Below are 25156 nucleotides of genomic sequence, written 5' to 3' on the forward strand. Positions count from 1 at the left end.
CTCGGCAAGCCCACCTTGACGCCGCGAACGCTGACATTCAGCAGAGCCAGGGTATCGACCGCTCGGTCGCAGAGAGGGCCTAGATAATTTGCGTCTCGTTTCGCCGGCAATGCTGCAGATGCGCGTTTGCCCTCCTTTGCGTTGATGTGCGTCAAGGCGAGGTGGTCCACGACCCTACTATGGTCAGGGTCAGCAATGACTTTGGAGACAACGGATGAAGGAAGAGATCAGAAAGAAGATCGTGACGCTGTTGGATCAGCATCGGATCATGACCATCGCAACGCTAAAGCCCGACGGCTGGCCGCAGGCGACCACCGTCGGCTACGTGAACGAAGGCCTTACCCTTTACTTCCTCTGCGGTCTGGAAAGCCAGAAGGCTGGGAATCTGACGCAGGACGATCGCGTGTCCTTGACCATCGATCACGACACGCCGCAGGTGATGGAAATCACCGGACTTTCCATGGCGGCGCGAGCCCAGGCGGTGACAGACCTGGCCGAAGCGGAAAAGGTCCTGCGGATGCTGCCGCTGAAGTATCCGCAGCAAGTCTCGCTGCCAGGACCGATGCCAACTCCGGATCAGGTGCGCATATTTCGCGTGATGCCTACGGTCATCTCGGTGCTCGACTACTCCAAGGGTTTCGGCCACACCGATGTCGTCACTTGCTGATCGCGCTCGCCCCCAAGACAACCTTTGGGTTGCGTGAGCGAGGCCGGCAAAGCCAAGGCATTCAGACCCGGCGGGCTAACGGTCCCACCCATACGATGGGTCCTAAGTGGATTCTGGGTTTGTTGGTGATCTGTAGCCTTCGTTAGGACTCGGGATGATATACCGCTATCAGACGTTCAAGTTCGTCGATGGCAGACGACTTGGAAGCTGCTCGCCCTGAAGTTCCGGCGGCACCTCCAGCCCGGATCACGCCCTCCATTTTCGGCAGCTCATGCGCGATGCCGTTATGACAGTCGATGCAGGTCGCTTCGCCGGCAGGCAGGTAGCGCCTATGGTTTCAGCGACTTTCCGCCCCGCCGACGGACCGGCTTGAGCCAGGGCGTCCGGACCTGGCGCGACCTTGCGCTTCGCGAAGGCGATGTCGCTGTGTTGCCGGTCTTCGGCCTGCGCGGTCACAACCAGACTGGGCCGGGTCAGGCGAGAGCACGGCGGCCAGTGATTCTCTCGATGTTGATGCGGAAGAAAAGGTGAGGCGGACTGGCAACCTTGTCCTCGGATTGAGGCGTCTCGCTGCCAGGTTCCCACCAGTTGGGGCGTGCCTTCTGCAACAGCGACCATGCATGGTCGCGCTCATTCTGCCGGGGGCCTTCGGAGAGTTCTTCATAGCGCCCGAAGGCAACGACACTCCACCAGTTGCGTGGATTACGGATCTCGTCGACTTCGACGCAAACTTGAGGATTTCCGCGCATCGCCAAGACCTTCTGACCAACCAAGGAGAAGCTGTAGATGTGGCCGTGTTCGTAAACGAAGCTAATCGGCACAACGTACGGCATCCCGTCGCTTACGCAAAGGCGCCCGACCCTGCTCGCGGCTAGGTGCATCCTGGATTCTTGGGCGGTCATCTCACTGATGATCACGGGACTCCCCCGGTAAAGAGCGTTCTTCACGCTGTGCATCTCGATGCTGCGTAAGCGGCTTCCACGAGAAGCACGATCGCTCGCCGGGCTACTCGCCGTGTTCCAAGCACCACTCTAGCAAAGACGACGACGGGTGCCCTGATCCAAGTTGCGCTGTAATCAGGAACCGCCTTGTGGCCCTCTCAAGCGAGCCAGTCCGACATGCCGCCACCTCAATGCTTCGCGCAATCGCATTATAGCCCATGGAACAGGCTCCACGAACCGCTTTTCGCTGTGACTTGGGGGCTTACAGCACGAGGAACCCGATTGTCGCGAGCGCCATGACCAGGCTGGCAGTTTCGGCGCCGGCATTCGCGGGACAAGGACGGCGACACGAATGCGGCGGGCCACCTTGGCGAAGACTCGGAGCTCGATCCAGGCAAGACAGGGTCACTGACCCTCAACCTCAAGCCGGGCTTCTACGCAGTCTTCTGCAATGTCCCCGATCATTTCATGAAGGGCAACCATCAAGGTTCAGTAAGGGTGCCCCCAGCGCGCGCCTGCCATAGGTTGTGGCGTGCTCGGCAGAACCCGCGAGCGCATCAATACGCCGAGTGGAACGACAGCGTTTTCTCGAACAGCCATGGCGAACGTCCTATCGCTCCGACACGAGACATTGGACACAGCGATCTATATGGAGATCACTATGCCAATCGCTGCGGTGCAGAATGCGTTTGATCAGGCAATCTCTATGGCACCTTCGATCGACAGGACGGAATGCTTGACAAAGTCCTTGGTGATCTCGCCGACCAGTTTGGCGCTCAACGAGGGCTGATAGTGCCTTCGCAGCTCTCCAAGCGTGCGCGGGTCGGCGATGATCAAAACATGCTCACAGTAATCTTCATGCGACTGCTCATTGAGATAAGCGGCGACCGATCCCGCAAAGTCGTCCTCACGCAGCCGAGACTCGTCCGGATTGGCGGTTGAGCTGCGATGCCTCCCGCCGGATCCTGCGCGGGCCATTTCAAGGATGGGATCCTCGATTTCGATAAGCTCGATATGAGGTTCATGCCCCTTATTATGAAACAGTCGCAGGATCTCGCCGTCAGTTACCGCCACGAGAGTGCCGTTGTTCAGGATCATGTGTTTCTCCGACGCTGGATCAGCCGAGCGCTGTAGGGCCGTGTCCGATCTTTTCGTTTTGCTATTGGCAGGCAGGTAATGCCGGTTCGACCTGCGTCGCATTGACCTTAGTCAAGCCCAAGCGGAATGCGCCGAGTCAACTCGGGCAGAAGGCGGAATGCAGCGCCTCGATCACCGTGAGCACCTCCGGCCTCGTGATACGGTAGTAGACCGTCGTGCCGTCCCGGCGCGCCTCGACCAAACCATCGGCCCGCAGCCGCATAAGCTGTTGCGACATAGGCACCTGGTCGATGTCGAGCAGCTCTCGCAACTCGGCCACCGAGCGCTCCTCATTTCCGAGGGCGCATAGCACGAGCAAACGCTGTGGATGGGACAGGCTCCGGAGCAGTTCCGCCGCCCTGCCTGAGGCCGGGATCAAATCTGATACATTCATAATCTTGAATTTATTATCTTTGAATGTTACATGCAAGCTTGCCAATCGGGTTGGCCGACGCCGTACCTTACAATTGCGCCGCGCCGTTTGGAAATTGAGCCCGATCAACGAAGAACGCGACTTTCACCCGCAGGATGCTTCGAAGATCGAACCAACGGGAGGATCATCATGTCCCACATCGTCGTCCTCGGAGCAGGTCTCGGCGGCACGATCATGGCATACGAAATACGCGACAAGCTGCGCCGAGCGGATCGGCTGACCGTCGTCACGCTCGGCACGTCCTATTCCTTTGTACCTTCAAATCCCTGGGTGGCCGTAGGATGGCGGGAGCGCAATGATGTCACTGTCGATCTGGCGGATACCTTCAAGCGGCGCGGCATCGCGCTGCGTCCCGAAGGCGCAAAGAAGGTGCATCCGAAGGAAAACCGCGTCGAACTCAACGACGGCACCTTCGTCGACTACGACTATCTGATCATCGCGACCGGTCCCGATCTTGCCTTCGACGAGGTGCCGGGTCTCGGACCTGCCGGACATACCCAATCCATCTGCCACATCGACCATGCCGTCGCCACGCGGGCGAAGTTCGACGAACTGGTTCGCAAGCCCGGTCCAGTCGTCGTGGGCGCGGTTCAGGGCGCGTCCTGCTACGGCCCGGCCTATGAATTCGCCTTCATCCTCGACACAGCGTTGCGCAAGGCCAGGGTACGCGACCGCGTCCCGATGACCTTCGTGACGCCGGAACCCTATATCGGCCATCTCGGTCTCGACGGGGTCGGCGACACCAAGGGCCTGCTCGAAAGCGCCATGCGGGATCGCCACATCAAGTGGATCACCAACGCCAAGGTGGCTTCGGTCGACGCCGACATGATGCACGTCGAGGAAGTCGACGAGGACGGGACGACCAAAGCCAAGCGCGACCTGCCCTTCGCCTTCTCGATGATGCTGCCTGCCTTCCGTGGCGTTCCGGCGCTGATGGGGACCGAGGACCTTGTCAATCCGCGCGGCTTCGTCACCATCGACAAGCACCAGCGCAACCAGACCCATCCCAACGTCTTCGCGATCGGAGTCTGCGTGGCCATTCCGCCGGTCGGCAAGACGCCGCTTCCCGTCGGCGTTCCCAAGACCGGCTTCATGATCGAATCCATGGTCACGGCCACCGCCGAGAACATCGGCGCGCTGCTACGCGGCCAGGAACCGAGGGCCGTCGCGACGTGGAACGCGATCTGCCTCGCCGATTTCGGCGATGAAGGTATAGCCTTTGTCGCGCAGCCGCAGATCCCTCCCCGCAACGTCAACTGGTCCTCGCAAGGCAAATGGGTCCATGCGGCGAAAGTGGGGTTCGAGAAATACTTCCTTCACAAGGTGCGGCAGGGAAAGAGCGAAACCTTCTACGAGGGGCTGGCGCTCGACGTCCTGGGCATCAAGAAACTCAAGGCCATCCACATCGAGCCGGCCGAATAGGCACGGCGTTCAGGAGACAAGAATTATGACGATAGACAAGGCAGTTCTCAGGTTTGCGGGCGTCGTAGTGCTGATATCGCTCACGCTCGGCATCTACTATTCGCCTTACTGGTTCCTGCTGACGGCATTCGCCGGGCTCAACATGATGCAGGCCTCGGTCACGGGCTTCTGCCCGGCAGCGATGGTCTTCAAGAAGCTCGGCTGCAAGCCGGGTGCAGCGTTCGAGTAAGGGCCGCTAAGCCGGGAGGCGGCTCCGTCGCCTCCATATCCATTTCAACCGACTGAGATTAGCCAATGAGACCACTGCATTCGGCCCTGGCGTACATTCTTCTGGTCGGCGCCGCCGGCCTTTTTGCGATCGATACACACGCCGCCGAATTCATCGTCAAGTCCACGACCATCACCGAGATGAAGGCCGTGTATGGACAGGTGGAGAGCCGCACCATCCTGCCGGCCAGGGCAAGGATTTCGGGAACCGTCGCGTCCGTTCACGTCTCGGAGGGCGCCCAGGTGGGCAAGGGCGACATGGTCGCCACGGTCGTCGACGACAAGCTCGCCTTGCAGCTCAGAGCCGCCGACGCCAAAATCGCGGCCCTGAATTCGCAACTCGACAGTGCCCGTACCGATCTGCAGCGCGCACAGGACCTGCTGGCCAAGGGTGCTGCCGCCCAAAGCCGGGTCGACGCGTCAAAGACGCAGTTCGATGTCGTCACGAACCAGCTCGCGGCTGCGATTGCCGAGCGGGCGGTCATCGAGCAAAGCACACGGGAAGGCGATATCCTGGCCCCAGCCGACGGCCGGGTGCTGACGGTTCCCGTGGCCGCCGGCTCGGTGATAATGGCGGGCGAACCCGTCGCGCGGGTGGCATCGGGCCAGTATTACCTGCGCCTGTCTTTGCCGGAACGGCACGCCGTCGAGATAACGGAAGGCGCCCGCGTCGATATCGGCGAACGCGGCACGGGTACCAATGCCGGCTTCGTCAAGGCTGGGGAAGGCCGGATCGCAAAGGTCTACCCGGAGATCGAGAAAGGTCGCGTGATTGCCGACGTCGAAGTCGCCGACATCGGGACCTATTTCGTCAACGAGCGCACCCTCGTGTCCATACCGGTCGCAAAGCGGACCATGTTGGGCGTTCCGCCAGAGGCTCTTAGGATCGTCCACGGTATAGACTATGTCACAATCGAGACGGCGGATGGGCCGCTTGACGTCACTGTGGTGCGGGGTGGCACATTCCAGGATGCCGGCCAGCCGCGCATCGAGATCCTGAGTGGTCTTGCCGATGGCGACAAGGTCGCTCTGCCATGAAACTCGGCATCGCCGGGTGGCTTACCCGTTCATTCATCGCATCGCCTCTGACGCCTCTCTTCCTGCTGGCCGCGCTGGCGCTTGGGCTTGTGGCCTTGGTCACGCTGCCCCGCGAGGAGGAGCCGCAGATCTCCGTGCCTATGGTCGACATCCACGTCTCCGCAAACGGCCTGAGGGCCGAAGATGCCGCCAAGCTCGTGACCGAGCCGCTGGAGACGATCATAAAGGGCATTGACGGCGTGGAGCACGTCTACTCCCAAACCACCGATGATGGCGCGCTGGTGACCGCCCGCTTCAAGGTCGGCACCAGTTCGGATGCCGCGATCCTGCGCATCCACGAAAAGGTGCACGCCAACATGGATCGCATCCCCGTCGGGATTCCAGAGCCGCTGATCGTTGGGCGCGGCATCGACGACGTTGCCATAGTGGTGGTGACACTGACGCCGGCGCCGCAGGTGGCGGCGCGGTATTCCTCGGCGGACCTGACGCGTCTTGCGCATGAGCTGCAGGTCGAGGTCGCAAAGCTTCCCGATATCGGTCTCACCTACGTCGTTGGCGAGCAGCCCGATGAGATCCAGGTCGAGCCGGATCCGGAAAAGCTTTCGCTGTATGGCATCACGCTGCAGCAGTTGATGGGCAAGATCGCGGGCGCCAACCGCTCTTTCCAGATCGGCACGGTCCGCGACCGGGGTAATCAGCGGGTGCTGGTGGCCGGTCAGACGCTGCAGGCTTTGTCTGAGATCGGCAACCTTTTGCTCACGGCTCGCGACGGGCGGCCGGTCTATATCCGCGACGTTGCCAGCGTGGTGCTCGCGACGTCACCGGCTGAGAACCGCGTCACCAATATCACTAAGTCCGATACCGGTCTCGAGCGCGCGCCGGCCGTGTCGGTGGCGATCGCGAAGCGCCCGGGCACCAATGCGGTCGTCATCGCCGATATGATCGTCAAGCGCCTCGAGCAGGTGCGCGGCCAGATCTTCCCCAACGACGTCGAGATGCGCGTGACGCGCAACTACGGCGAGACGGCCAATGAGAAGGCTAACGAACTGCTCTTCCACCTGGGCCTGGCGACCGTCTCCATCGTCCTGCTGATCGCAGTAGCCATCGGCTGGCGAGAAGCGCTGGTGGTGGCCGTCGTGATACCCACGACCATCCTGCTGACCATGTTCGCTTCGCGCGTGATGGGCTACACGCTGAACCGTGTCAGCCTGTTCGCGTTGATCTTCTCCATCGGCATCCTCGTCGACGACGCCATCGTGGTCATCGAGAACATCGCGCGCCATTGGGCGATGGACGGCGGACGCTCGCGCGCCCAGGCGGCGATCGATGCAGTTGCCGAGGTCGGCAATCCCACCATCGTGGCGACGCTGACCGTCGTGGCGGCGCTGCTTCCCATGCTGTTCGTCTCCGGCCTCATGGGCCCCTATATGAGCCCGATCCCGGCCAATGCCTCGGCCGCGATGCTTTTCTCATTCTTCGTCGCGGTGATGTTGACACCGTGGCTGATGATGAAGCTCGGCGGAAAGGATCGGGTCGGCGCCCATGGCCACGCCGGCAGCGCGCAGGGCGGCGTGCTGGGGCGGATTTATATCGCGGTGGCGCGACCGATCTTGAAGTCGCGGCTCAGAGCCTGGGCGTTCCTTTTGGTCGTGGGCATTGCCACGATTGCGTCCATGGCGCTGATCTACACCGAGCACGTGACGGTCAAGCTTCTGCCCTTCGACAACAAGACCGAACTCCAGATAGTGGCGGACTTGCCCAAGGGCTCGTCGGTCGAGGACACCGACCGACTGCTCCAGGCCGCCGCAAATCGCCTGGCCTCCGTGCCGGAGGTAGTGTCGTTCCAGACCTACGCGGGCGCCTCCGCGCCTTTCAACTTCAACGGCCTGGTGCGCCATTACTACCTGCGATCGAGCCCCGAACAGGGTGACATCGCCGTCAACCTGCTTCCCAAAGGAGACCGCAGCCGCGCCAGCCATGCCATTGCGCTCGACTTACGCGAGCGCTTGATGGGCATGGCGATGCCGGCGGGCACGGTGCTGAAGGTGGTCGAGCCGCCGCCGGGACCGCCGGTGCTCGGCACACTGCTGGCCGAAATCTACGGCCCGGACGCCGAAACCCGCCGCGCGGTTGCGGCCAAGGTTCGCGAGACCTTCGCCAGCATCCCGTTCATCGTCGACGTCGACGACAGCTTCCACAACCAGCCGGAACGGCTCCGGCTTTCGATCGACCAGGACAACCTGGAATATTACAAGGTCGAGCAGGCGGATGTGTACGACACGCTGAGCTATCTCTACGGCGGTACCACGGTCGGCTACTCGCACCGAGGCGGCGGGCGCCTGCCGATCCCGATCCGCATCGCCTTGTCCAAGGCAAATGGCGTGGTCGATCAGCGTGCCCTGGCCACGCCGGTTGCCGCCAACGCGCTTCCCGGCGCGCGCGACGTTGTCGAGCTTGGCGACGTCGTGCGGGTGAGCCAGGAGCCGGCCTCCTACCCGATCTTCCGCCACAACGGCAGGCCGGCCGAGATGGTGATGGGCGAGCTGGCCGGGGCGTTTGAGGCGCCGGTCTACGGCATGCTCGCCGTGGACGATGCGATTGCCAAGGCGGACTGGGGCGCGCTGCCAAAGCCGCAGATCGCGCTGCATGGCCAGCCGGACGACGAATCGAAGCCGACGCTCCTGTGGGACGGCGAATGGGAAGTGACCTGGGTAACCTTCCGCGACATGGGCGCTGCCTTCATGGTGGCGATCCTCGGCATCTACATCCTGGTCGTCGCGCAGTTCGGCTCCTTCCGCCTGCCATTGGTGATCCTGACCCCGATCCCGCTGACGCTGATAGGCATCATGCTTGGCCACTGGGCGTTCGTCGCGCCCTTCACGGCCACCTCGATGATCGGCTTCATCGCGCTTGCCGGCATCATCGTCCGCAACTCGATCCTGCTTGTCGACTTCATCCGTCATGCGCGGAGCGAGGATCGTCCGCTGCTCGAGGTGCTGCTCGAAGCCGGGGCTATCCGCTTCAAGCCGATCCTGCTCACCGCGCTCGCGGCGATGATCGGCGCCGCGGTGATCCTGACCGACCCTATCTTCCAGGGGCTGGCTATCTCGTTGCTGTTCGGCCTCGCCTCGTCGACGCTGTTGACGGTGCTGGTCATCCCGGCGATCTATGTGGCGCTGCGCGGTGGCCCGCGTGCTGATGCTGGGCCGAGCGAACCTGTCGCAGCCGCGCTGACTGAGTATCCCGAGCCGGCAAACCACTAGATCGTTTCACCGCTTCACGGAAACGGTGAGCCGCTCTATCTCTTTGTTTTAACGCAAGTCCAGTCGGAAACCCGTTTCACAGTTTCCCTGGAATTGCGTTAGCTCTGGCGGAAATCGCCGGAGACGCCGAACATTATCACGATCGCCGCCAAGACAATCAAAACCGATGGCCCCCCCGTCAGATTGACGATGGCCGCCGAAACACCCACGGCGCCGCCAGCGACGACGGAACGCACGATAGTCTCAAGCCACCTCGGCACCGGCTATTCTCCCGTCCAGGGATTGATAGGGGCCGCGCGCCGTCACGCTGCGGTCGAGCAAACAGTCCAAAGCCGCGAGCCGATCGGACGGCAGACGGGGCAGTTCGATTTCCCGGGCAAGATCGGCTGCAAATTCGCGGAACGGTGCGAGATTGATGACGGGAACGCCGATCAGCACGGGTACCGAGAGTTCCAGCGCCTTTGCGATGAGGGCCCTGAAGCCACCGCCTTCGGCCTCGGTCTTTCCGAATTTGCACAGAACCAGAAGATCGGTCTTGCCGGACAACGCAGCTCCGGCGGCTTCGCAGGCGCGGAGCAGCCGATCGGTATTCAGAACACAGCCTCGGGAGTGGGGACCTCGATCGTCGGATATACCGTGGAGCTTGCCCGAAGCGAGATCCCGAAGGTGCATGTCGCATTTCACCCGATCAGGTTTCTTTTCGCTCAGTTGGACAAGGCCGGCCAATCGCACGCCTCGCTCGGCCATGATGGTAGTCATTTCCTGCAGGAGTGCTTCGAACTCCACGCCGTTTGAATAAACGATAGCGGTAATGGGGCAGTCAGGACGAAGGCTCTGCATGAGGGAATCTCCTTCAGTTTGTACTTTGCCAGTCGGCCAGCAGGCGCGGGGTAGCTCCGATGCAGCGGGATTGGCGCGGCGATATCCAAAACCATCGGCCTATCTCCCAAATATTCCACGGCTGAATGGAAGCACTTCAACGGGCATGCCAGGCTCAATTGGGATCGACGCACCGGGCACAATCGCAATGGCGTCGGCCGATACCATCGGCATCATTCTGTGCGAGCCATCCGGCCCGCTGCGGCTGGCGGTCAATCGCCCCTGTTCAATATCCAGGCGAACCGGCACCAATTCCGTGCGATCCGGCTTGCAAGAACATGTAAAGGTCAACTCGGCCGTGAGGCGCGTCGCCGGCACCTGACCGAGGAGGTTCGCCACGATCGGACGCGCGAAGACCAGCGCGCCAAAGGCCGCCGCCTGCGGATTGCCAGGCAATCCGACGAAGCACGCCTCCCCCACCTTGCCGATTGCCAACGGCTTGCCGGGTTTCAGCGCCACCTTGGCTATCTCGAGTTGGCCCCCGGCGCGCATTACTGCGTCGCGCACGTGGTCCTCTTCGCCAACCGACATCCCGGCAGTGGTGATGATCAGATCCGCCTCCCTCGCGCTGTCTTCGAGCACTCGCGCGATGGCCGCGGTATCGTCGTGAACGGTCGACAACGTCACATCGGTGCCTGGCTCGCTCAGCAGAGCGGCCAGAAGCGGCCCGTTGGAGTCATAGATCGTGCCGGATGCAAGCGGCCCGCCAGCCTTACGAAGTTCGGAGCCGGTCGTGACAATGGCGATCCGCACGCGACGCGCAACCGGGACGCGATCAATTCCAATGGCGGCAAGAAGCGCGATTTCCGGCCAGCCGATCATGCAGCCTGGACGAAGGACGCAGGCTCCTTGCGTCACATCCTCACCGGCCCTGCGAATATGCGCGCCCGGCGCCGCGTCGAGCGCGAACTGCACGAGATCGCCACGCCGCGTCGTTTGCTCCTGCATGACGACAGTGTCCGCGCCCTTGGGCAACGCCGCGCCCGTCATGACACGGTGTGCAGCGCCCGGAGCCAGCACGCGCGGCGGATCGCCCGCGCTCGTGCGGCCTACCACAGGGAGAACCAGAGGCACGCCTCTCCTGCCGGCCAAGCTTATCGCATAGCCGTCCATGGCCGCCTGATCGAAAGGCGGAATAGCGCGCGGGGATTCGATGGCCGCGGCCAGAAGACGTCCTACGGCGTCGGCCAACGGCACCATTTCCGGATCATCCAGCGGCCGTGCCAATGCGATGGCTGCGCGTCGCGCCGTTTCGAATGGCACGACACCTGGGCCTGCGCAGCGGCAGCTATCGGGCAGTGTTGCCGGGACGGTCATGCCGCGACGTCCGGCAGCGTCTTTTCGAGAATCGCCCGCATGGCCGCAAGGCCCGGATCCTGCGCGCGGTTCATGATACCGATGAGTTGCGTCCAACGATCGTCGGATGCGGTGTCCACGAAATTACGAACGGCCGAGCCGACGATATCGGCCGGCGAACGACCGGATGCATCCGCGGCCGCGGTCAACCGCGCGGCCAAGGCCGGTTCTTCGAACGCGGCGACGATTGCCATGGCCGCTTTCGGGTCTTCCAGTGAGGCGATGATATCTCCGAGCATTGCTTCCCCCTTCACTGCACCAGCGGCGAGGATGCGCCGTCGATGGCAATCCCGACGATGTCCGCCCGGCCGACAAGCAGGGAGACGTATTGCGCCGTCGCCTGCCGGCTGACGTGCTCGGCCAGATAGGACGCGATGCGTTCCCGCACGGCCTCGAACGGAAGCTGGCGGCCGTCGATGCGCCGCGTCAGGCGAATGAGGTGGACGCCGTAGCGCGTCTCCACTGGCTGCGAGATATCGCCTGGGACGAGCTCGATGAGAGCAGCCTCGAATTCCGGCGTGGTGTCGCCCGGCCCGATTTGGCCGAGGCTGCCGCCCAAGGCTCCCGACGGGCAATCCGAGCAATCTCGCGCCAGTGCCGCGAAACGCTCTGGAGCAGCTGCCAGAGCAGATCTCAGCGACGACACCCTTTTACGCGCGGCGGCGAATGCCTCACGATCATCGTGACGAGCCGCTATGAGAATATGATCGGCTTCATAGAGAGGCGGCGTCATGAAACGGCGAAGATTATTTTCATAGAAGCGCCGCAGCGTCTCCTCATCCGCCTCGGGAACGCGAACCTCGCGCTCGATCAAGCCGCGCACCAGCGCGTCTTCGATGGTCTCCCTGCGTCCATCCTGGTCGGTCCGCTGGTCGGCGGCTATGTCGAGACGCCGCGCCTCTTGCAGGAGCAGCTCGCGAATGACGAGCGCACGGGTTGCGGCATGCCATCCCTCGCCGGGATTGCGGGCGGGAAAGTTCTGCACCTCGGCGGCGATCGCCTTGCGCGATATCGCCACCCCGTTGACGGTCACCGGCGGCATCGCCACGCGTTCGCGGGACGGCGCCGTGTCAGGAGTTGCGGGCCGGTGTTCGTGCGGATGTTCGGACGATTTGCGGCCGGCCGAATGATCGATGACGAGCGCGGCCATGGTTTACTCCGCGGGCTGGTGGGATGGAGCGGCAGCGGGGCGCCGCAAGGGCTCGGACGACCGCATCACGGACACTGGCGCGGGCGACCGGCGCTCGGCGAAGCGTGTGCGCACGACCTGATAGCCGGGACGGCCGAGATACCAGACCGGCGCGCTCCAGACATGAACCAACCTGGTGAACGGGAAGACCAGAAAGATCGTCATGCCGAGCAGGAGATGCGCCTTGAAGATCGGGTTGACGTCGGCGACGTAGGCCGCGGCCGCCGGCCGCAAGGTGAGGATGCCCTGCGCCCAGTTCATGAATTTCACCATCTCATGGCCGTCCATGTGACCGAGCGAGACGAAGATGGTCGAAAGGCCAAGCGTGAGCTGCAACCAGAGCAGCAACAAAATCGCGATGTCACCGGGCGCCGACGTGTTGCGGATGCGAGGATCGAACAGACGACGATGGGCCAGAAGCGCTATGCCGATGAAGCAGGCAACGCCAGCGATGCCGCCGGCGGTGATGGCAAGGCCCTGCTTGAAGCTGTGTGAGACACCGAGCGCATCGAATACCCAGATCGGCGTCAGCAGGCCGACGAAGTGGCCGGCGAAGATCATCAAGATACCGACGTGGAACAGATTGGAGCCCCAGCGGAGCTGACGCCGCCGCAGCAACTGGGAGGATCCCGTCTTCCAGGTATATTGCTCGCGATCGAAGCGGATCAGGCTACCGAGCAGGAAGATGGTCAGGCAGAAATAGGGATACCAGCCAAAGAGCGCGGCGTTGATTGTGTCGGACATGGCTTTCCTCCGTCAGGCAACGCTACTACGCGCATCGCGATTGGCGGCGCGCATCTGGATTCTCAGTCGGTCGACGGAACAGCCGTCGGTCGCATTCCCGGGACCGAATGCGACCGCGGCCTCTTCCCAGGCGGCGTCGATGGCTGCCAGGTCGTCGGGCTCGTCGAGTTCGTCGGCGCCCACGGCCACGGCCGGCTCGCTGACTATCGAGCGTATGGCCGTGAATACAGCGGCATAGCCTGCGTTGCGCTTGGCGAGCCGACCTTCCAGCAGCGAGAAGATGTGGCCGGTTTCATTTAGCAGCCCGCGCGCCTCCTCAATGGGACGGGCGGAGAGGAATTCGAGGAAAAGCGGGATGAAGTCGGGCAATTCGTTTGCCGCGACCTCGAGCCCGCCACGCCGGTAGTGTTCGGCCAGATCGACCATCGCCTGGCCGCGATCTCGGCTCTCGCCATGGATGTGCTCGAAGAGATGCAGCGAGTGGCGGCGCGTCTTGTCGAACAATTCCACGTAACGCTCTTGCAAATCGTAGAGATCCAGGGTGGCCAGATCGGCAAACAAGGACTGCAGGTGCTTGCCTGCTTCGTCCGATATCAGTCCCTCGTCTGCGACCGCCGCGGTGATTTCCGGGATCGCCGCGCAAAGTTCCTCGGTCGGATAGGAAAGGAGCGCCGAGAGCGCCTTGAAGGTCCTGTTCGAGAGCATCACGCGATCTCCATCGGGTTTGTCGGCCGCTTGGTCTGCTTGGTGCCGAAGAGGTTGGTCTCGGTGGAACCGCCCGAGCAACCGTTGCCGAACGAGAAGCCGCAGGAGCCGCGCAGGTCCTGGGCGTCCTCGCTCCATTCGCGGTGCGAAGTGGGGATGACGAAACGATCCTCGTAATTGGCGATCGCCATGACCTTGTACATGTCGTCGATGGCTGCGCCCGTCAGGCCGACCCGCGTCGCGATCGACTCGTCGAGGCGGCCGTCGATCGTCTTTGCCCGCATGTAGCTTCGCATCGCCAGCATGCGCTCGAGCGCAAGCGCCACGGGCTCCTCATTGCCCGCCGTCAGCAGATTGGCCAGATACTGGAGCGGGATGCGCAGGCTGCGCACGTCGGGCATATCGCCGTCCAGCCCCATCTTGCCGGCGGCAGCCGCCGACTGGATGGGCGAGAGCGGCGGAACGTACCAGACCATCGGCAGCGTGCGGTACTCGGGGTGAAGCGGAAAGGCAATCTTCCACTCCATCGCCATCTTCCAGACCGGCGACAATTTGGCCGCCTCCAGCCAGTTGTCGGGAATCCCGTCGGCACGGGCCTGTGCGATGACGGCCGGATCGTTCGGATCGAGGAAGATATCGAGCTGCGCCTGATAGAGGTCCTTCTCCTGCGGTACGCTGGCAGCCGCCTCGATACGGTCGGCGTCGTAGAGGATCACGCCGAGATAGCGGATGCGCCCGACGCAGGTTTCCGAACAGACCGTCGGCTGCCCCGCCTCGATGCGGGGATAGCAGAAGATGCACTTCTCCGATTTGCCCGACGACCAGTTGTAGTAGATCTTCTTGTAGGGGCAGCCGGAGACGCACATGCGCCAGCCGCGGCACTTGTCCTGATCGATCAGTACGATGCCGTCCTCCTCGCGCTTGTAGATGGCCCCGGACGGGCACACCGCCGCGCAGGTCGGGTTGAGGCAGTGCTCGCAAAGCCTCGGAAGGTACATCATGAAGGTATTTTCGAACTGGCCGTAAATGTCCTTCTGGACGCCCTCGAAATTCACGTCCTTCGACCGCTTCTCGAACTCGCCGCCGAGGATCTCCTCCCAGTTCGGTCCCCATTCGATCTTTTCCATCCGCTCGCCGGTGATGGCCGAGCGCGGACGAGCCGTAGGGAAAGCTTTCGATTCCTTCGCCGTGTGCAGATGCTGGTAATCGAAAGTGAACGGCTCGTAGTAGTCGTCGATCTCCGGCAGATCAGGGTTTGCGAAGATGTTGGCGAGGATGCGCCACTTGGCGCCCATCTTCGGCTCGATCTTGCCATTCTTCTTGCGTCGCCAGCCGCCGTTCCATTTCTGCTGATTCTCCCATTCCTTGGGATAGCCAACGCCCGGCTTGGTCTCGACATTGTTGAACCAAGCGTATTCGACGCCTTCACGGTTGGTCCAGACGTTCTTGCAGGTAACCGAACAGGTGTGACACCCGATGCATTTGTCGAGGTTCAACACCATCGCGATCTGGGCGCGGATTTTCATTCTGCGGCCTCCTTGGGAGCATTCGCTTGCAGGGGTTCCTCGAGCCAGTCGACGGTCGCCATCTTGCGGACCACGATGAACTCGTCGCGGTTGGAGCCAACGGTTCCGTAGTAGTTGAAGCCGTAGGACTGCTGGACATAGCCGCCGATCATATGGGTCGGCTTGAGCACCGTGCGCGTCACCGAATTGTGGATGCCGCCGCGGTTGCCGGTCAGTTCGGAGCCGGGCGTGTTCACGATCTTCTCCTGAGCGTGATACATCAGCATCATGCCCTGTTTGACTCGCTGGGAGACGACGGCGCGGGCCGTAAGCGCTCCGTTGGCGTTAAAAACCTCGACCCAGTCATTGTCCACGATGTCCGCGGCCTTGGCGTCGGTCTCGGAAATCCACACCACCGGACCGCCGCGATTGAGCGTCAGCATCAGGAGATTGTCGCTGTAGGTGGAATGGATGCCCCATTTCTGATGCGGCGTGATGAAGTTGAGGACGATCTCTTTGTTGCCGTTGGACCTGACTCCCTTGACGGCGGAGATCGTCTTCAGGTCGACCGGCGGCTTCCAGGTGATGAAGCCTTCGCCGAAGGCCCGCATCCACAGATGATCCTGATAAAGCTGCTGGCGTCCGGTCAGCGTGCGCCACGGGATCAGTTCGTGGACGTTCGTGTAGCCGGCATTGTAGCAGACCTTCTCACTTTCGATGCCGGACCAGGTGGGAGAGGAGATGATCTTGCGCGGCTGGGCCTGAACGTCGCGAAAGCGGATCTTCTCGTCCTCCTTCGGGATGGCGAGATGAGCATGCTCGCGGCCCGTCGCCTTGGAGAGCGCCTCCCAGGCTTTCACCGCGACCTCGCCGTTGGTTTCCGGCGCGAGCATCAGGATGACTTCGGTCGCGTCGATATCCGTCTCGATCTTCGGCAGGCCCTTGGCGGGGCCGGCGGGTTGGACGCCGTTGAGCGCGCCCAGCGCCTCGACTTCATGCGCTGTCTTCCAGTTGATGCCCTTGCCGCCGTTGCCGGCCTCGGTCATCAGCGGGCCGAGCGCGGTGAAGCGGGCGTAGAGGTTCGGATAGTCGCGCTTGACGACGCTCACGGCCGGCATCGTCCTGCCCGGGATCGGTTCGATCTCGCCGCGTTTCCAGTCGGCGACGTCGAAGGGCTGGGCGATCTCGCCGGGCGTGTCATGCTGGATGGGAGTTAGGACGACGTCCTGCTCCACGCCCAGCACCTCCGGAGCGACCTCGGAAAAGGCCCTGGCGAGGCCCTTGTAGATATCCCAGTCCGAGCGTGCCTCCCAGGCAGGGTCCACCGCCGCCGACAGCGGGTGGATGAAGGGGTGCATGTCGGAGGTGTTGAGGTCGTTCTTCTCGTACCAGGTCGCGGTCGGCAGCACGATGTCGGAGTACACGCAGGTCGTCGACATGCGGAAATCGAGCGTGACAAGAAGATCGAGCTTTCCCCGCGGCGCCTCGTCGTGCCAAACGACCTCCTTGTTGCGCACCTTGCCTTCGGCGCCGAGGTCCTTGCCCATGACACCGTGCGTGGTGCCGAGCAGGTGCTTCAGAAAGTATTCGTGGCCCTTGCCGGAAGACCCCAGAATGTTGGAGCGCCACACGAACATGTTGCGGGGCCAGTTGGCCGGATCGTCAGGGTCCTCGCATGCAAGGTCGAGTTCACCCGACTTCAGTGCGCTTGCCACATAGTCCTTCACCTCGAGGCCAGCAGCCGAAGCTCGTTTGGCGATATCGAGCGGGTTCTGCTTCAACTGCGGCGCCGAAGGCAGCCAGCCCATGCGCTCGGCGCGGACGTTGTAGTCGATGAAGCTTTGGTTCCAGTCTCCTTCGGGCGCGGTCGGCGACAAGATCTCCGCCGCCGTCAGGGTCTCGTATCGCCATTGGTCCGTGTGCGCGTAGAAGAAGGACGTCGAGTTCTGGTGGCGCGGCGGGCGCGCCCAGTCGAGCGCGAAAGCGAGCGGCGTCCAGCCTGTCTGCGGCCGCAGCTTTTCCTGGCCGACATAGTGCGACCAGCCGCCGCCCGACTGGCCGACGGCGCCGCAGAACACCAGGAGGTTGATGATCCCCCGGTAATTCATATCCATGTGGTACCAGTGGTTGAGACCTGCGCCCAGGATCACCATCGAGCGGCCGTTGGTCTTTTCGGCATTGGTGGCGAATTCGCGCGCCACGGTGACGATGGCGTCGCGCTTCACGCCAGTGATGCGCTCAGCCCAGGCGGGTGTGAACGGCACGTCGTCATCGTAGGAAGAGGCGACATTGGCGCCGCCGAAGCCGCGGTCGAGGCCGTAATTGGCCATGAGCAGGTCGTAGACCGTTGCCACCTTCACCGCCCCGTCGATGGTCTTGATCGTGCGGACCGGGATATTGCGGGTCAGGATCTCGCCATGCTCGGTGGCCACGAAATGCTCCGTTGCCCGGCCTCCGAAATAGGGGAAGTCGACAGCCGCAATGTCAGCTCCATCGCCGGCGAGGGAGAGCTTCAACCGAACGTCCCGCCCCTTGCCATCCTTTTCCTCGAGATTCCACTTTCCTTGCTCGCCCCAGCGGTAGCCGGCCGACCCGAGTGGCGCGACTAACGCATCCGTTGCCTCGTCGATGGCGACCGTCTTCCATTGCGGGTTGTTCTTCTCGCCGAGAGCGCCCTTGATCTCGGAGGCACGCAGCAGGCGCTCCGGAACGAGCTTGCCGTCGCGCTCCGCCAGCCGCACCAGGAAGGGCATGTCGGTGTAGCGCCGGGCATAGTCGTCGAAATAGGCGACGCTGCGGTCGAGGTGGTATTCGCGCAGGATCACGTGGCCCATGGCGAGCGCCAGCGCGGCGTCGGTGCCCTGCTTTGGATTGAGCCAGATGTCGGCGAACTTGGTCGCTTCGGCATAGTCCGGCGAGACGACCGCGCTCTTGGTGCCCTTGTAGCGGACCTCAGTGTAGAAATGCGCGTCCGGGGTACGCGTCTGTGGCACGTTCGAGCCCCAGACGATGATGAAGCCGGCATTGTACCAGTCGGCGCTCTCCGGCACGTCGGTCTGCTCGCCCCAGGTCTGCGGGCTCGCCGGCGGCAGGTCGCAATACCAGTCGTAGAACGACATGCACACGCCACCGAGCAGCGAAAGATAGCGCGAGCCGGCGGCATAGGAGACCATCGACATGGCCGGGATCGGCGAGAAGCCGATGATGCGGTCAGGGCCATGTTTGCGGGCGGTGTAAGCATTGGCGGCTGCGACGAGCTCGTTCACCTCGTCCCAGGTGGCGCGCACGAAGCCGCCGTGGCCGCGGATCGAGATGTAGGATTGGCGCTTGTTCGAGTCCTCGACGATCGAGGCCCATGCCGCGACTGGCGGCATCTTGGCGCGAGCCGCCCGCCACAGCTTCAACAGCCGGCCGCGGATCATCGGGTATTTCACCCGGGCGCCCGAATAGAGATACCAGCTGTATGACGCGCCGCGTGCGCAGCCGCGAGGCTCGTGGTTGGGCAGATCGGGCCGCGTGCGCGGATAATCGGTCTGCTGCGTCTCCCAGGTGACGATGCCGCCCTTGACGTAGATCTTCCACGAGCACGAGCCGGTGCAATTCACACCATGGGTGGAGCGCACGATCTTGTCGTGCTGCCAGCGCTTGCGGTAGCCGTCTTCCCAGGACCGGTCTTCGTTGGTCACTATCCCGTGACCGTCCGAAAAGCTGTCGACGGTCTTGCGAAAGAAGGTTAGCCGGTCGAGAAAATGTGACATTGCGTTGTCCCTGGTTATTCGGCCGCGGCCGGGCGGACGGGCGCGCCGCGCTTGGCGCGCTCGATGTCGTGCAGAAGGCCGCCCTTGCGGGTGTAGACACCCCAGGTGATGGCAAGGCAGCTCACGTAGAACAGGAGGAAGGCCCACAACGCGGCGTTCGGCGCGCCCGTGAGGGCGATTGAGCTGCCGTAGCTCTTCGGTATGAAGAACGCGCCGAAGGCCGCGATCGCGGAGGTAAAGCCGGTGATGGCGGCAGCCTCCTTCTCCGCCTGCTTGCGACGCGCTTCGGTATCGGCGTCGGGCATCAGGCGGCCCATCTCCTTGGCCATGATCACCGGGATCATCTGGAACGTAGAGGCGTTGCCGACGCCGGTGGCGAAGAAAAGCAGCAGGAATGCCACGAAGAAGCCCGTGAACGCGCCCGGCTGATCCTTGATGCCGATGAACCACAAAACACCGGCAACACCTGCGATCATCAGCATGAAGGCCCAGAAGGTGACGCGCGCGCCACCATACTTGTCCGCGAGCCAGCCAGAGCCCGAGCGCGAGAGAGCGCCGACCAGCGGGCCGAGGAAGGCGAACTGGAGCGCATTGACGTCCGGAAACAGCATCTTCGTGAGCAGCGGGAAACCAGCCGAATAGCCGATGAAGGATCCGAAAGTGCCGGTGTAGAGCCAGCACATGATCCAGTTGTGCCGACGCTGGAAGATAACGGCCTGCTCGCTGAAAGATGCCTTGGCAGAAGCTATGTCGTTCATGCCGAACCAGGCGGCGAAAGCCGAGAGCGCTATAAAGGGCACGAAAACGAAGCCTGCATTCTGCAACCAAATCGGCGCATCGCCCGCAGCTCCCTTGACCATGGCCGGATCGCCGCCGAGCCAGCCGAAGATCCCGGTGGTGATTGCCAGCGGCACGATGAACTGGACGACGCTGACGCCGAGATTGCCAAGGCCGGCGTTGAGTGCAAGCGCATTTCCCTTCTCCGCCTTCGGGAAGAAGAAGGAGATGTTGGCCATGGACGAGGCGAAGTTGCCGCCGCCGAAGCCGCAGAGCAGCGCCAGCATCAGCAGCACGACATAGGGCGTGTCGGGATTTTGTACCGCATACCCGATGCCCACGGCCGGTATGATGAGCGACCAGGTCGTAAGCGTCGTCCAGAGCCGGCCGCCGAAGATCGGCACCATGAAGGAATAAAAGATGCGCAGCGTCGCGCCGGAGATTCCGGGCAAAGCGGCGAGCCAGAAGAGTTGGTCGGTGGTGAAGGTGAAGCCGACGAGCGGAAGCTTGGCGACGACGACTGACCACACCTGCCAGATGGCAAACGAAAGCAGTAGCGCCGGTATCGACAGCCACAGATTGCGTTTCGCGATGCGGCGGCCGGTTTCAGCCCAGAACGCTTTGTCCTCCGGACGCCAGTCGGTTAGAGCACCGCCAGTCCGGGCCTTTGCCACAGGCGTGGGCATGTCCTGCATTTCCGGGAAAGGCGGCAGCTTGGCGAGGGCCTCGCCAACGGTGCCGCGTTCCATCTGGCGGATCGCCATATGCATCCAGATCAGCGCGCCGGAGACCAGCAAGAAGAGCGCCATGAAGCAACTCGTCCAGAGGCCCGTCAGGTCAAGCAGCAAGCCGAACAGGATCGGCAGCACGAAACCGCCAAGGCCGCCGATCATGCCGACGAGTCCGCCGACCGAACCGACATGGTCGGGATAGTAGACCGGGATGTGCTTGTAGACGGCGGCCTTGCCGAGGGCCATGAAGAAGCCGAGCACGAATATAGTGACGATGAAGCCGACGAGGCCCATCTCGATGTGGAAGGCGGTCGTCCCGTTGATGCCGTGGACGACGTAGTCGGTCGGTGGATAGGAAAGGACGAAGGTCGCCGCCACCGAAATCATGAAGGTCCAGTAGAGCACGCGACGCGCGCCGAAGCTGTCCGAAAGGTGTCCGCCATAGGCGCGAAACAGGCTCGCCGGCACGGAGAAGAAGGCAGCAATCATGCCGGCCGTCTTGATGTCGAGGCCGTAGACGTTGATGAGATATTGCGGCAGCCAAAGCGCGAGCGCGACAAAGGCGCCGAACACGAAGAAATAGTAGAGCGCGAAACGCCAGATCTGCACGTTCTTCAATGGTTCGAGTTCGAGCCACGCGCTTTTCGGCTTGATGCCGGATCGCTGACGTTCGACGATGACCGGGTCGTCATCCGTCATGAACCAGAAGATGGCGGCCATGACGACGAGGGCCGCTGCCCAGGCCTCAGCCACGGCCTGCCATCCGAAGGCGACGAGCACGAAGGGGGCGAGGAATTTGGTGACGGCGGCACCGACATTGCCCGCACCGAAGATACCAAGCGCCGTACCTTGTCTTTGCGGCGGGAACCAACGCGACACATAGGCGACACCGACCGAGAAGGAGCCGCCGGCGATCCCGACGCCGAGGGCTGCGACCAGCATCTGAGGATAGGTATGAGCATACGACAGAAGGAAAGTTGCGACCGCGGCCGCGAGCATGTTCACCGTGAAGACGATCCGGCCCCCGTAGCGGTCGGTCCAGATGCCAAGCGCCACCCTGAGCAGCGAACCCGTCAGGATCGGCGTGCCGAGGAGCAGGCCGAACTCCGTCTCGCTGAGGCCGAGTTCCTGGCGGATGCGAATGCCGATGATGGAAAAGATGGTCCAGACCGCGAAGCAGACCGTAAATGCCGCCGTGCTTGCGCCCAGGATTTGACCGGACTTCGGATCCGCGGTTGTTTTCATTGTCGGCAGCCTCTTAGACGGTTGGCCTCAAGGAGCGGACTCTCGCCCCCTCAAGGCCAGCATGACCAAGCCGGCATCATCCGGCATTGATCCAAATCAAGGCATGCCGTGACATTTGTCACTCAGGATGCGGAAGCAAAGGGAAGCCTCAAATCGGAGACGACACATTTGGATGACCTGACGTATGAGGGCGTGGCGCCGGAGGAGCTGCCGTTGTTTCGGGGGTTACCCGTACCCCGCCGGACCGATTTGATGCGACATGCCATGGTGCACAGCGTGTCCGCAGGCACCGTTCTGTTCGAACAAGGCGACGTGCCGAACTTCCAGCTGATCGTGCTGGCAGGGTCGGCCCAGTTGTTTGGACGATCGGCCGAAGGCCGTGAAGTCTTGATCGAGGCTGTCAGAGCCCCAGATCTCGTCATACCCGCCGCCGTCCTGACCGGCGCGCCTTATCTCATGCAGGCCCGAGTGCCAGAGCCTTCGCGGTTCTTGTTGATTCAAGCGGGAGCGTTTCGGGCGGCGGTGGAAGTAGAGCCTTTGCTGGCTCATGCGGCGATCGGAAGCCTCGCCGCTCAATTTCGACGCATGGTCCGGCAGATCAAGAACCTTAAGCTAAGGAGCTCGACCGAGCGCGTTGGTTGCTATCTCCTGGCCCTGTCGAAGCGGCAGGGCACGCCGGACCGAGCCGTTCTGCCGTTCGAGAAGACGCTCATCGCCTCCGAGCTCGGCATAACACGCGAGTCCTTTTCGCGTGCACTGTCGAGCCTGGGAAAGTCAGGCATCAGGGTCGACGGCCAGACGATCGAAATTCTCGATGCGGCCCGCGTCGCCGCCGCATGCGCTCCCGACCCGCTCATCGACGGGACGGACGGTGAGGGCTTTGCAATCTGATCGTCGCGCCTAGTCCGGCCATAGTCAACCTGAGCTTGGCAGCGGATTTGCCGCAGGTGCTCTCCCCAACCTTCTGTCAGGACTGGCGATGATATCGGCCGTGGTTGAATGAACCCTTCTGCCGCGAACACCCAGGTCACATAAGTCGAGGGCACCGAAAATTGCCGCCATATTTCGCAGCGTGCTGGGCTGCGGTTTCGGAAGGCGGCCTGGGGATTGTGATACCCGTTTGGTTCTATGAACTTTGCCAAGCAGTGAATGCCAAGCCTAGTGCGAGTGCCGTTACCCCATAAAGGGCCGGTAAAGTCTTACCGCCTACGCCCAGCCGCAGCAACGTATGGCCGAGGTGGTCCGTACCGCCAATCCAAGGCCGCCGTCCTCGTCGCAAGCGGCGGATGATAACGAATACTGCATCGATCAGTGGGACGGCAAGCCACGCCAACGAGGAGCCGAAACCTCTTTCCGAAGCGTGAAGCACGACTGCCGCGCCGAGCAGAAGGCTGCCGCTGTCACCCATGAAGACACGTGCTGGCGGATAGTTGAAGCAAAGGAACCCGAGGCAGGCACCGGCGCAGGCCAGCCCGGCATCACCGCCGAGGCCGAAAGAGGCGGCTGCGATTGTGGTCGCGGCAAGTCCATCGGCGTGATCGAGCATGTTGACCGCGTTGCAGGCGATCCAAATGACGATCGGTACCCACCAAAAACCTGTGATGATCCCGGCAAGTATCGCCGCCGCGGCCAACGCTGCTGCCTTGGCGCCGGCGGAAAGGGATCGGACATCATCGAGTGCGCCGACTAGGCAGAGAAGAGCCAGCAACAGGATATGGCCAACCGGAAGCCATGGAGACATCGCGATCAGTAGGGCAGGCCCTGCAAGTCGAGGGACTTCGCCCGATGTGTGCCATCGGTCGCTCTTGACCTTGGAGACAGCCCCGATGCGCCTCGCAAGGCGAGCGAACAGCCATACGCCAGGAACCGCAATGAACAGGGCCCCGATGAACGGGACCAATAAGCCAAGCGTCAAGCCATCACTCGTTCGGTACGCATATGCTCGATGCAGTCGGCAATCGTCTGCCTTGTGCTTCGCAGCGGGCGCCAGCCTGTCATGGTGCTCAGAAGACTCGTATCCGGTACGCGATCATGCGTTACGGCGAACTTCTCGCCATAGACCGCGTTGGAAGACTTCATGACGATCGGCGCGTTCGTGTTGGTCGCCTCAACCACCATCCTTGCGAGATTTCCGATCTGCACTGCCTCGCTGCCACCCAGATTGACCGGCCGTCCTCGCAAGGATCGGCATTGCATGACCAGGAGCAACCCTTCGGCGGCGTCGGTAACATGCAGGAATGCCCGCCTTTGCTCGCCGTCGTCGTGAACGACAAGCGGTTCGCCCCGTAAGGCCGAGTTTACAAATACCGGCAGCACGAGGCCGGTCGCCGAGCGCTGCCGAGGCCCAGCCATGTTGAACGGCCGCACAATCCAGGCGGGAATGCCGAAATCGAAAAACAATCCGGCTATCAGATGCTCAACCGCTGCCTTGGCGGCAGCATATCCCCATCGCGGTCGGAGATCCGTCACCACAGGATCGGACTCTGTAATCGGACGGTCGCGACCGGAGCCGTAAACTTCCGAACTCGACGTATAGAGAAGCGGACGCCGGTGCAGCCGGCACGCCTCGACGATTGCGCAACCTGATTCAAGAATGCCGCTGGTGACAGCAAAGCGTTCCGTGTGGGCAAGCTGAACCCCGATCGGGCTCGCCAGATGGAATACGGCGTCAGCCAGACCAACCTCGTCATGGACCGCCGCATTGAAGGCCGGGCTGCCGACCCTGAAGGTACGGATCGTCAGGCGGGGATTGCCGACCGGAAGGTTGCGAAGCGAGCCGTTCGAGAGATCATCGATGACGGTTACGCTGCAATTGCGGTCAAGTAACAGATCGACCAGCGCCGATCCAAGAAAGCCCGCGCCACCTGTAACCAGGGCATGTGTCCGCGGGCCGAATTCAACCACGTCCGGGCTATGGTTGTCCAAAGTTGCCGCCTCCAGAACGACCCGTGGCCCTCGCTACGCACGGGATAGCCTTTCTATACAGTCAAGGACACGATGAACAACTCGTTTTCTACAAGTCGGCCGAGTTTTCGGTGGCCCTCGATATCTCCAACGAAGCCCCGACATGTCCCCGGGAGCCAGCTGCCCCTAGCCCAA

21 protein-coding genes and 1 pseudogene are annotated in these 25156 nt (G+C 62.5%); 6 read left to right on the forward strand and 16 right to left on the reverse strand.

Annotated features, from left to right (window positions below; translation table 11 throughout):
- Positions 1-214 precede the first annotated feature (214 nt).
- Positions 215-667 (forward strand): pyridoxamine 5'-phosphate oxidase family protein, encoded by a 453-nt coding sequence (locus tag EN857_RS16085; RefSeq protein WP_127310531.1) that lies wholly within the window; start codon positions 215-217, stop codon positions 665-667.
- A gap of 142 nt (positions 668-809) precedes the next feature.
- Here EN857_RS16085 and EN857_RS16090 read toward each other — a convergent pair.
- From EN857_RS16090 to EN857_RS16105, 4 genes and pseudogenes are all read right to left on the reverse strand, one after another.
- A pseudogene (locus EN857_RS16090) lies at positions 810-1001 on the reverse strand (NapC/NirT family cytochrome c); the annotation flags it as partial.
- 139 nt (positions 1002-1140) lie between these two features.
- On the reverse strand, positions 1141-1584 hold the full coding sequence (locus EN857_RS16095) for a pyridoxamine 5'-phosphate oxidase family protein (RefSeq protein WP_245478313.1): 444 nt from the start codon (positions 1582-1584) through the stop codon (positions 1141-1143).
- 717 nt (positions 1585-2301) lie between these two features.
- Positions 2302-2706: a host attachment protein gene (locus tag EN857_RS16100; RefSeq protein WP_127287182.1), complete on the reverse strand. Its 405-nt coding sequence runs from the start codon at positions 2704-2706 to the stop codon at positions 2302-2304.
- 136 nt (positions 2707-2842) lie between these two features.
- Positions 2843-3139 (reverse strand): metalloregulator ArsR/SmtB family transcription factor, encoded by a 297-nt coding sequence (locus EN857_RS16105; RefSeq protein WP_127287183.1) that lies wholly within the window; start codon positions 3137-3139, stop codon positions 2843-2845.
- 168 nt (positions 3140-3307) lie between these two features.
- Between EN857_RS16105 and EN857_RS16110 the strand changes: the two genes are divergently transcribed.
- The 4 genes from EN857_RS16110 to EN857_RS16125 all read left to right on the forward strand — a co-directional run bounded on the left by EN857_RS16110 (position 3308) and on the right by EN857_RS16125 (position 9168).
- Positions 3308-4600, forward strand: coding sequence for an FAD/NAD(P)-binding oxidoreductase (locus tag EN857_RS16110; protein WP_127310530.1), 1293 nt, complete (start codon positions 3308-3310; stop codon positions 4598-4600).
- 25 nt (positions 4601-4625) lie between these two features.
- On the forward strand, positions 4626-4829 hold the full coding sequence (locus EN857_RS16115; RefSeq protein WP_127310529.1) for a DUF2892 domain-containing protein: 204 nt from the start codon (positions 4626-4628) through the stop codon (positions 4827-4829).
- A gap of 65 nt (positions 4830-4894) precedes the next feature.
- A complete protein-coding gene (locus tag EN857_RS16120; protein WP_127310528.1) occupies positions 4895-5905 on the forward strand; it encodes an efflux RND transporter periplasmic adaptor subunit in 1011 nt (336 codons plus the stop codon).
- Positions 5902-9168, forward strand: coding sequence for an efflux RND transporter permease subunit (locus EN857_RS16125; protein ID WP_127310527.1), 3267 nt, complete (start codon positions 5902-5904; stop codon positions 9166-9168). Before EN857_RS16120 ends, EN857_RS16125 begins: the two co-directional genes overlap by 4 nt.
- A gap of 98 nt (positions 9169-9266) precedes the next feature.
- Here the strand turns inward: EN857_RS16125 and EN857_RS34770 are convergent, their stop codons facing one another.
- The 10 genes from EN857_RS34770 to EN857_RS16170 form a co-directional block, all read right to left on the reverse strand.
- A complete protein-coding gene (locus EN857_RS34770) occupies positions 9267-9404 on the reverse strand; it encodes a hypothetical protein (protein WP_167509424.1) in 138 nt (45 codons plus the stop codon).
- 7 nt (positions 9405-9411) lie between these two features.
- Positions 9412-10008, reverse strand: a complete 597-nt coding sequence (locus tag EN857_RS16130) for a DUF2478 domain-containing protein (protein WP_127310526.1) — start codon at positions 10006-10008, stop codon at positions 9412-9414.
- A gap of 99 nt (positions 10009-10107) precedes the next feature.
- Positions 10108-11364 (reverse strand): gephyrin-like molybdotransferase Glp, encoded by a 1257-nt coding sequence (gene glp, locus EN857_RS16135; RefSeq protein ID WP_127310525.1) that lies wholly within the window; start codon positions 11362-11364, stop codon positions 10108-10110.
- Positions 11361-11642 carry a hypothetical protein gene (locus EN857_RS16140; protein WP_127282308.1) on the reverse strand — a complete coding sequence of 94 codons (282 nt, stop codon included), beginning with the start codon at positions 11640-11642 and terminating at the stop codon, positions 11361-11363. Before EN857_RS16140 ends, glp begins: the two co-directional genes overlap by 4 nt.
- 11 nt (positions 11643-11653) lie before the next feature.
- Positions 11654-12553: a peptidylprolyl isomerase gene (locus EN857_RS16145; RefSeq protein WP_127311189.1), complete on the reverse strand. Its 900-nt coding sequence runs from the start codon at positions 12551-12553 to the stop codon at positions 11654-11656.
- Positions 12554-12556: 3 nt separating this feature from the next.
- On the reverse strand, positions 12557-13336 hold the full coding sequence (gene narI, locus EN857_RS16150) for a respiratory nitrate reductase subunit gamma (RefSeq protein WP_127282306.1): 780 nt from the start codon (positions 13334-13336) through the stop codon (positions 12557-12559).
- A gap of 12 nt (positions 13337-13348) precedes the next feature.
- Complete coding sequence (gene narJ / locus EN857_RS16155) at positions 13349-14041, reverse strand: nitrate reductase molybdenum cofactor assembly chaperone (RefSeq protein WP_127391736.1); 693 nt, start codon at positions 14039-14041, stop codon at positions 13349-13351.
- Complete coding sequence (gene narH / locus EN857_RS16160; RefSeq protein ID WP_127311190.1) at positions 14041-15567, reverse strand: nitrate reductase subunit beta; 1527 nt, start codon at positions 15565-15567, stop codon at positions 14041-14043. Before narH ends, narJ begins: the two co-directional genes overlap by 1 nt.
- A complete protein-coding gene (locus EN857_RS16165) occupies positions 15564-19304 on the reverse strand; it encodes a nitrate reductase subunit alpha (protein WP_127311191.1) in 3741 nt (1246 codons plus the stop codon). The genes narH and EN857_RS16165 overlap by 4 nt, the downstream gene beginning before the upstream one ends.
- Positions 19305-19318: 14 nt before the next feature.
- Complete coding sequence (locus tag EN857_RS16170) at positions 19319-22057, reverse strand: MFS transporter (protein ID WP_127391737.1); 2739 nt, start codon at positions 22055-22057, stop codon at positions 19319-19321.
- Positions 22058-22225: 168 nt separating this feature from the next.
- Here EN857_RS16170 and EN857_RS16175 point away from each other — a divergent pair, with 168 nt between their 5' ends.
- Complete coding sequence (locus EN857_RS16175; RefSeq protein WP_245478344.1) at positions 22226-22948, forward strand: helix-turn-helix domain-containing protein; 723 nt, start codon at positions 22226-22228, stop codon at positions 22946-22948.
- Positions 22949-23183: 235 nt separating this feature from the next.
- On the opposite strand, the gene EN857_RS16180 is transcribed toward EN857_RS16175, so the two are convergent.
- Both EN857_RS16180 and EN857_RS16185 read right to left on the reverse strand, forming a co-directional pair.
- Entirely contained in the window at positions 23184-23798 is a 615-nt protein-coding gene (locus EN857_RS16180; protein WP_245478345.1) for an undecaprenyl/decaprenyl-phosphate alpha-N-acetylglucosaminyl 1-phosphate transferase, read from the reverse strand.
- A gap of 170 nt (positions 23799-23968) precedes the next feature.
- Positions 23969-24982 (reverse strand): NAD-dependent epimerase/dehydratase family protein, encoded by a 1014-nt coding sequence (locus EN857_RS16185; protein ID WP_187331233.1) that lies wholly within the window; start codon positions 24980-24982, stop codon positions 23969-23971.
- Positions 24983-25156 lie beyond the last annotated feature (174 nt).

The sequence above is a fragment of the Mesorhizobium sp. M4B.F.Ca.ET.214.01.1.1 genome, assembly GCF_004791545.1.
Taxonomy (GTDB): domain Bacteria; phylum Pseudomonadota; class Alphaproteobacteria; order Rhizobiales; family Rhizobiaceae; genus Mesorhizobium; species Mesorhizobium abyssinicae.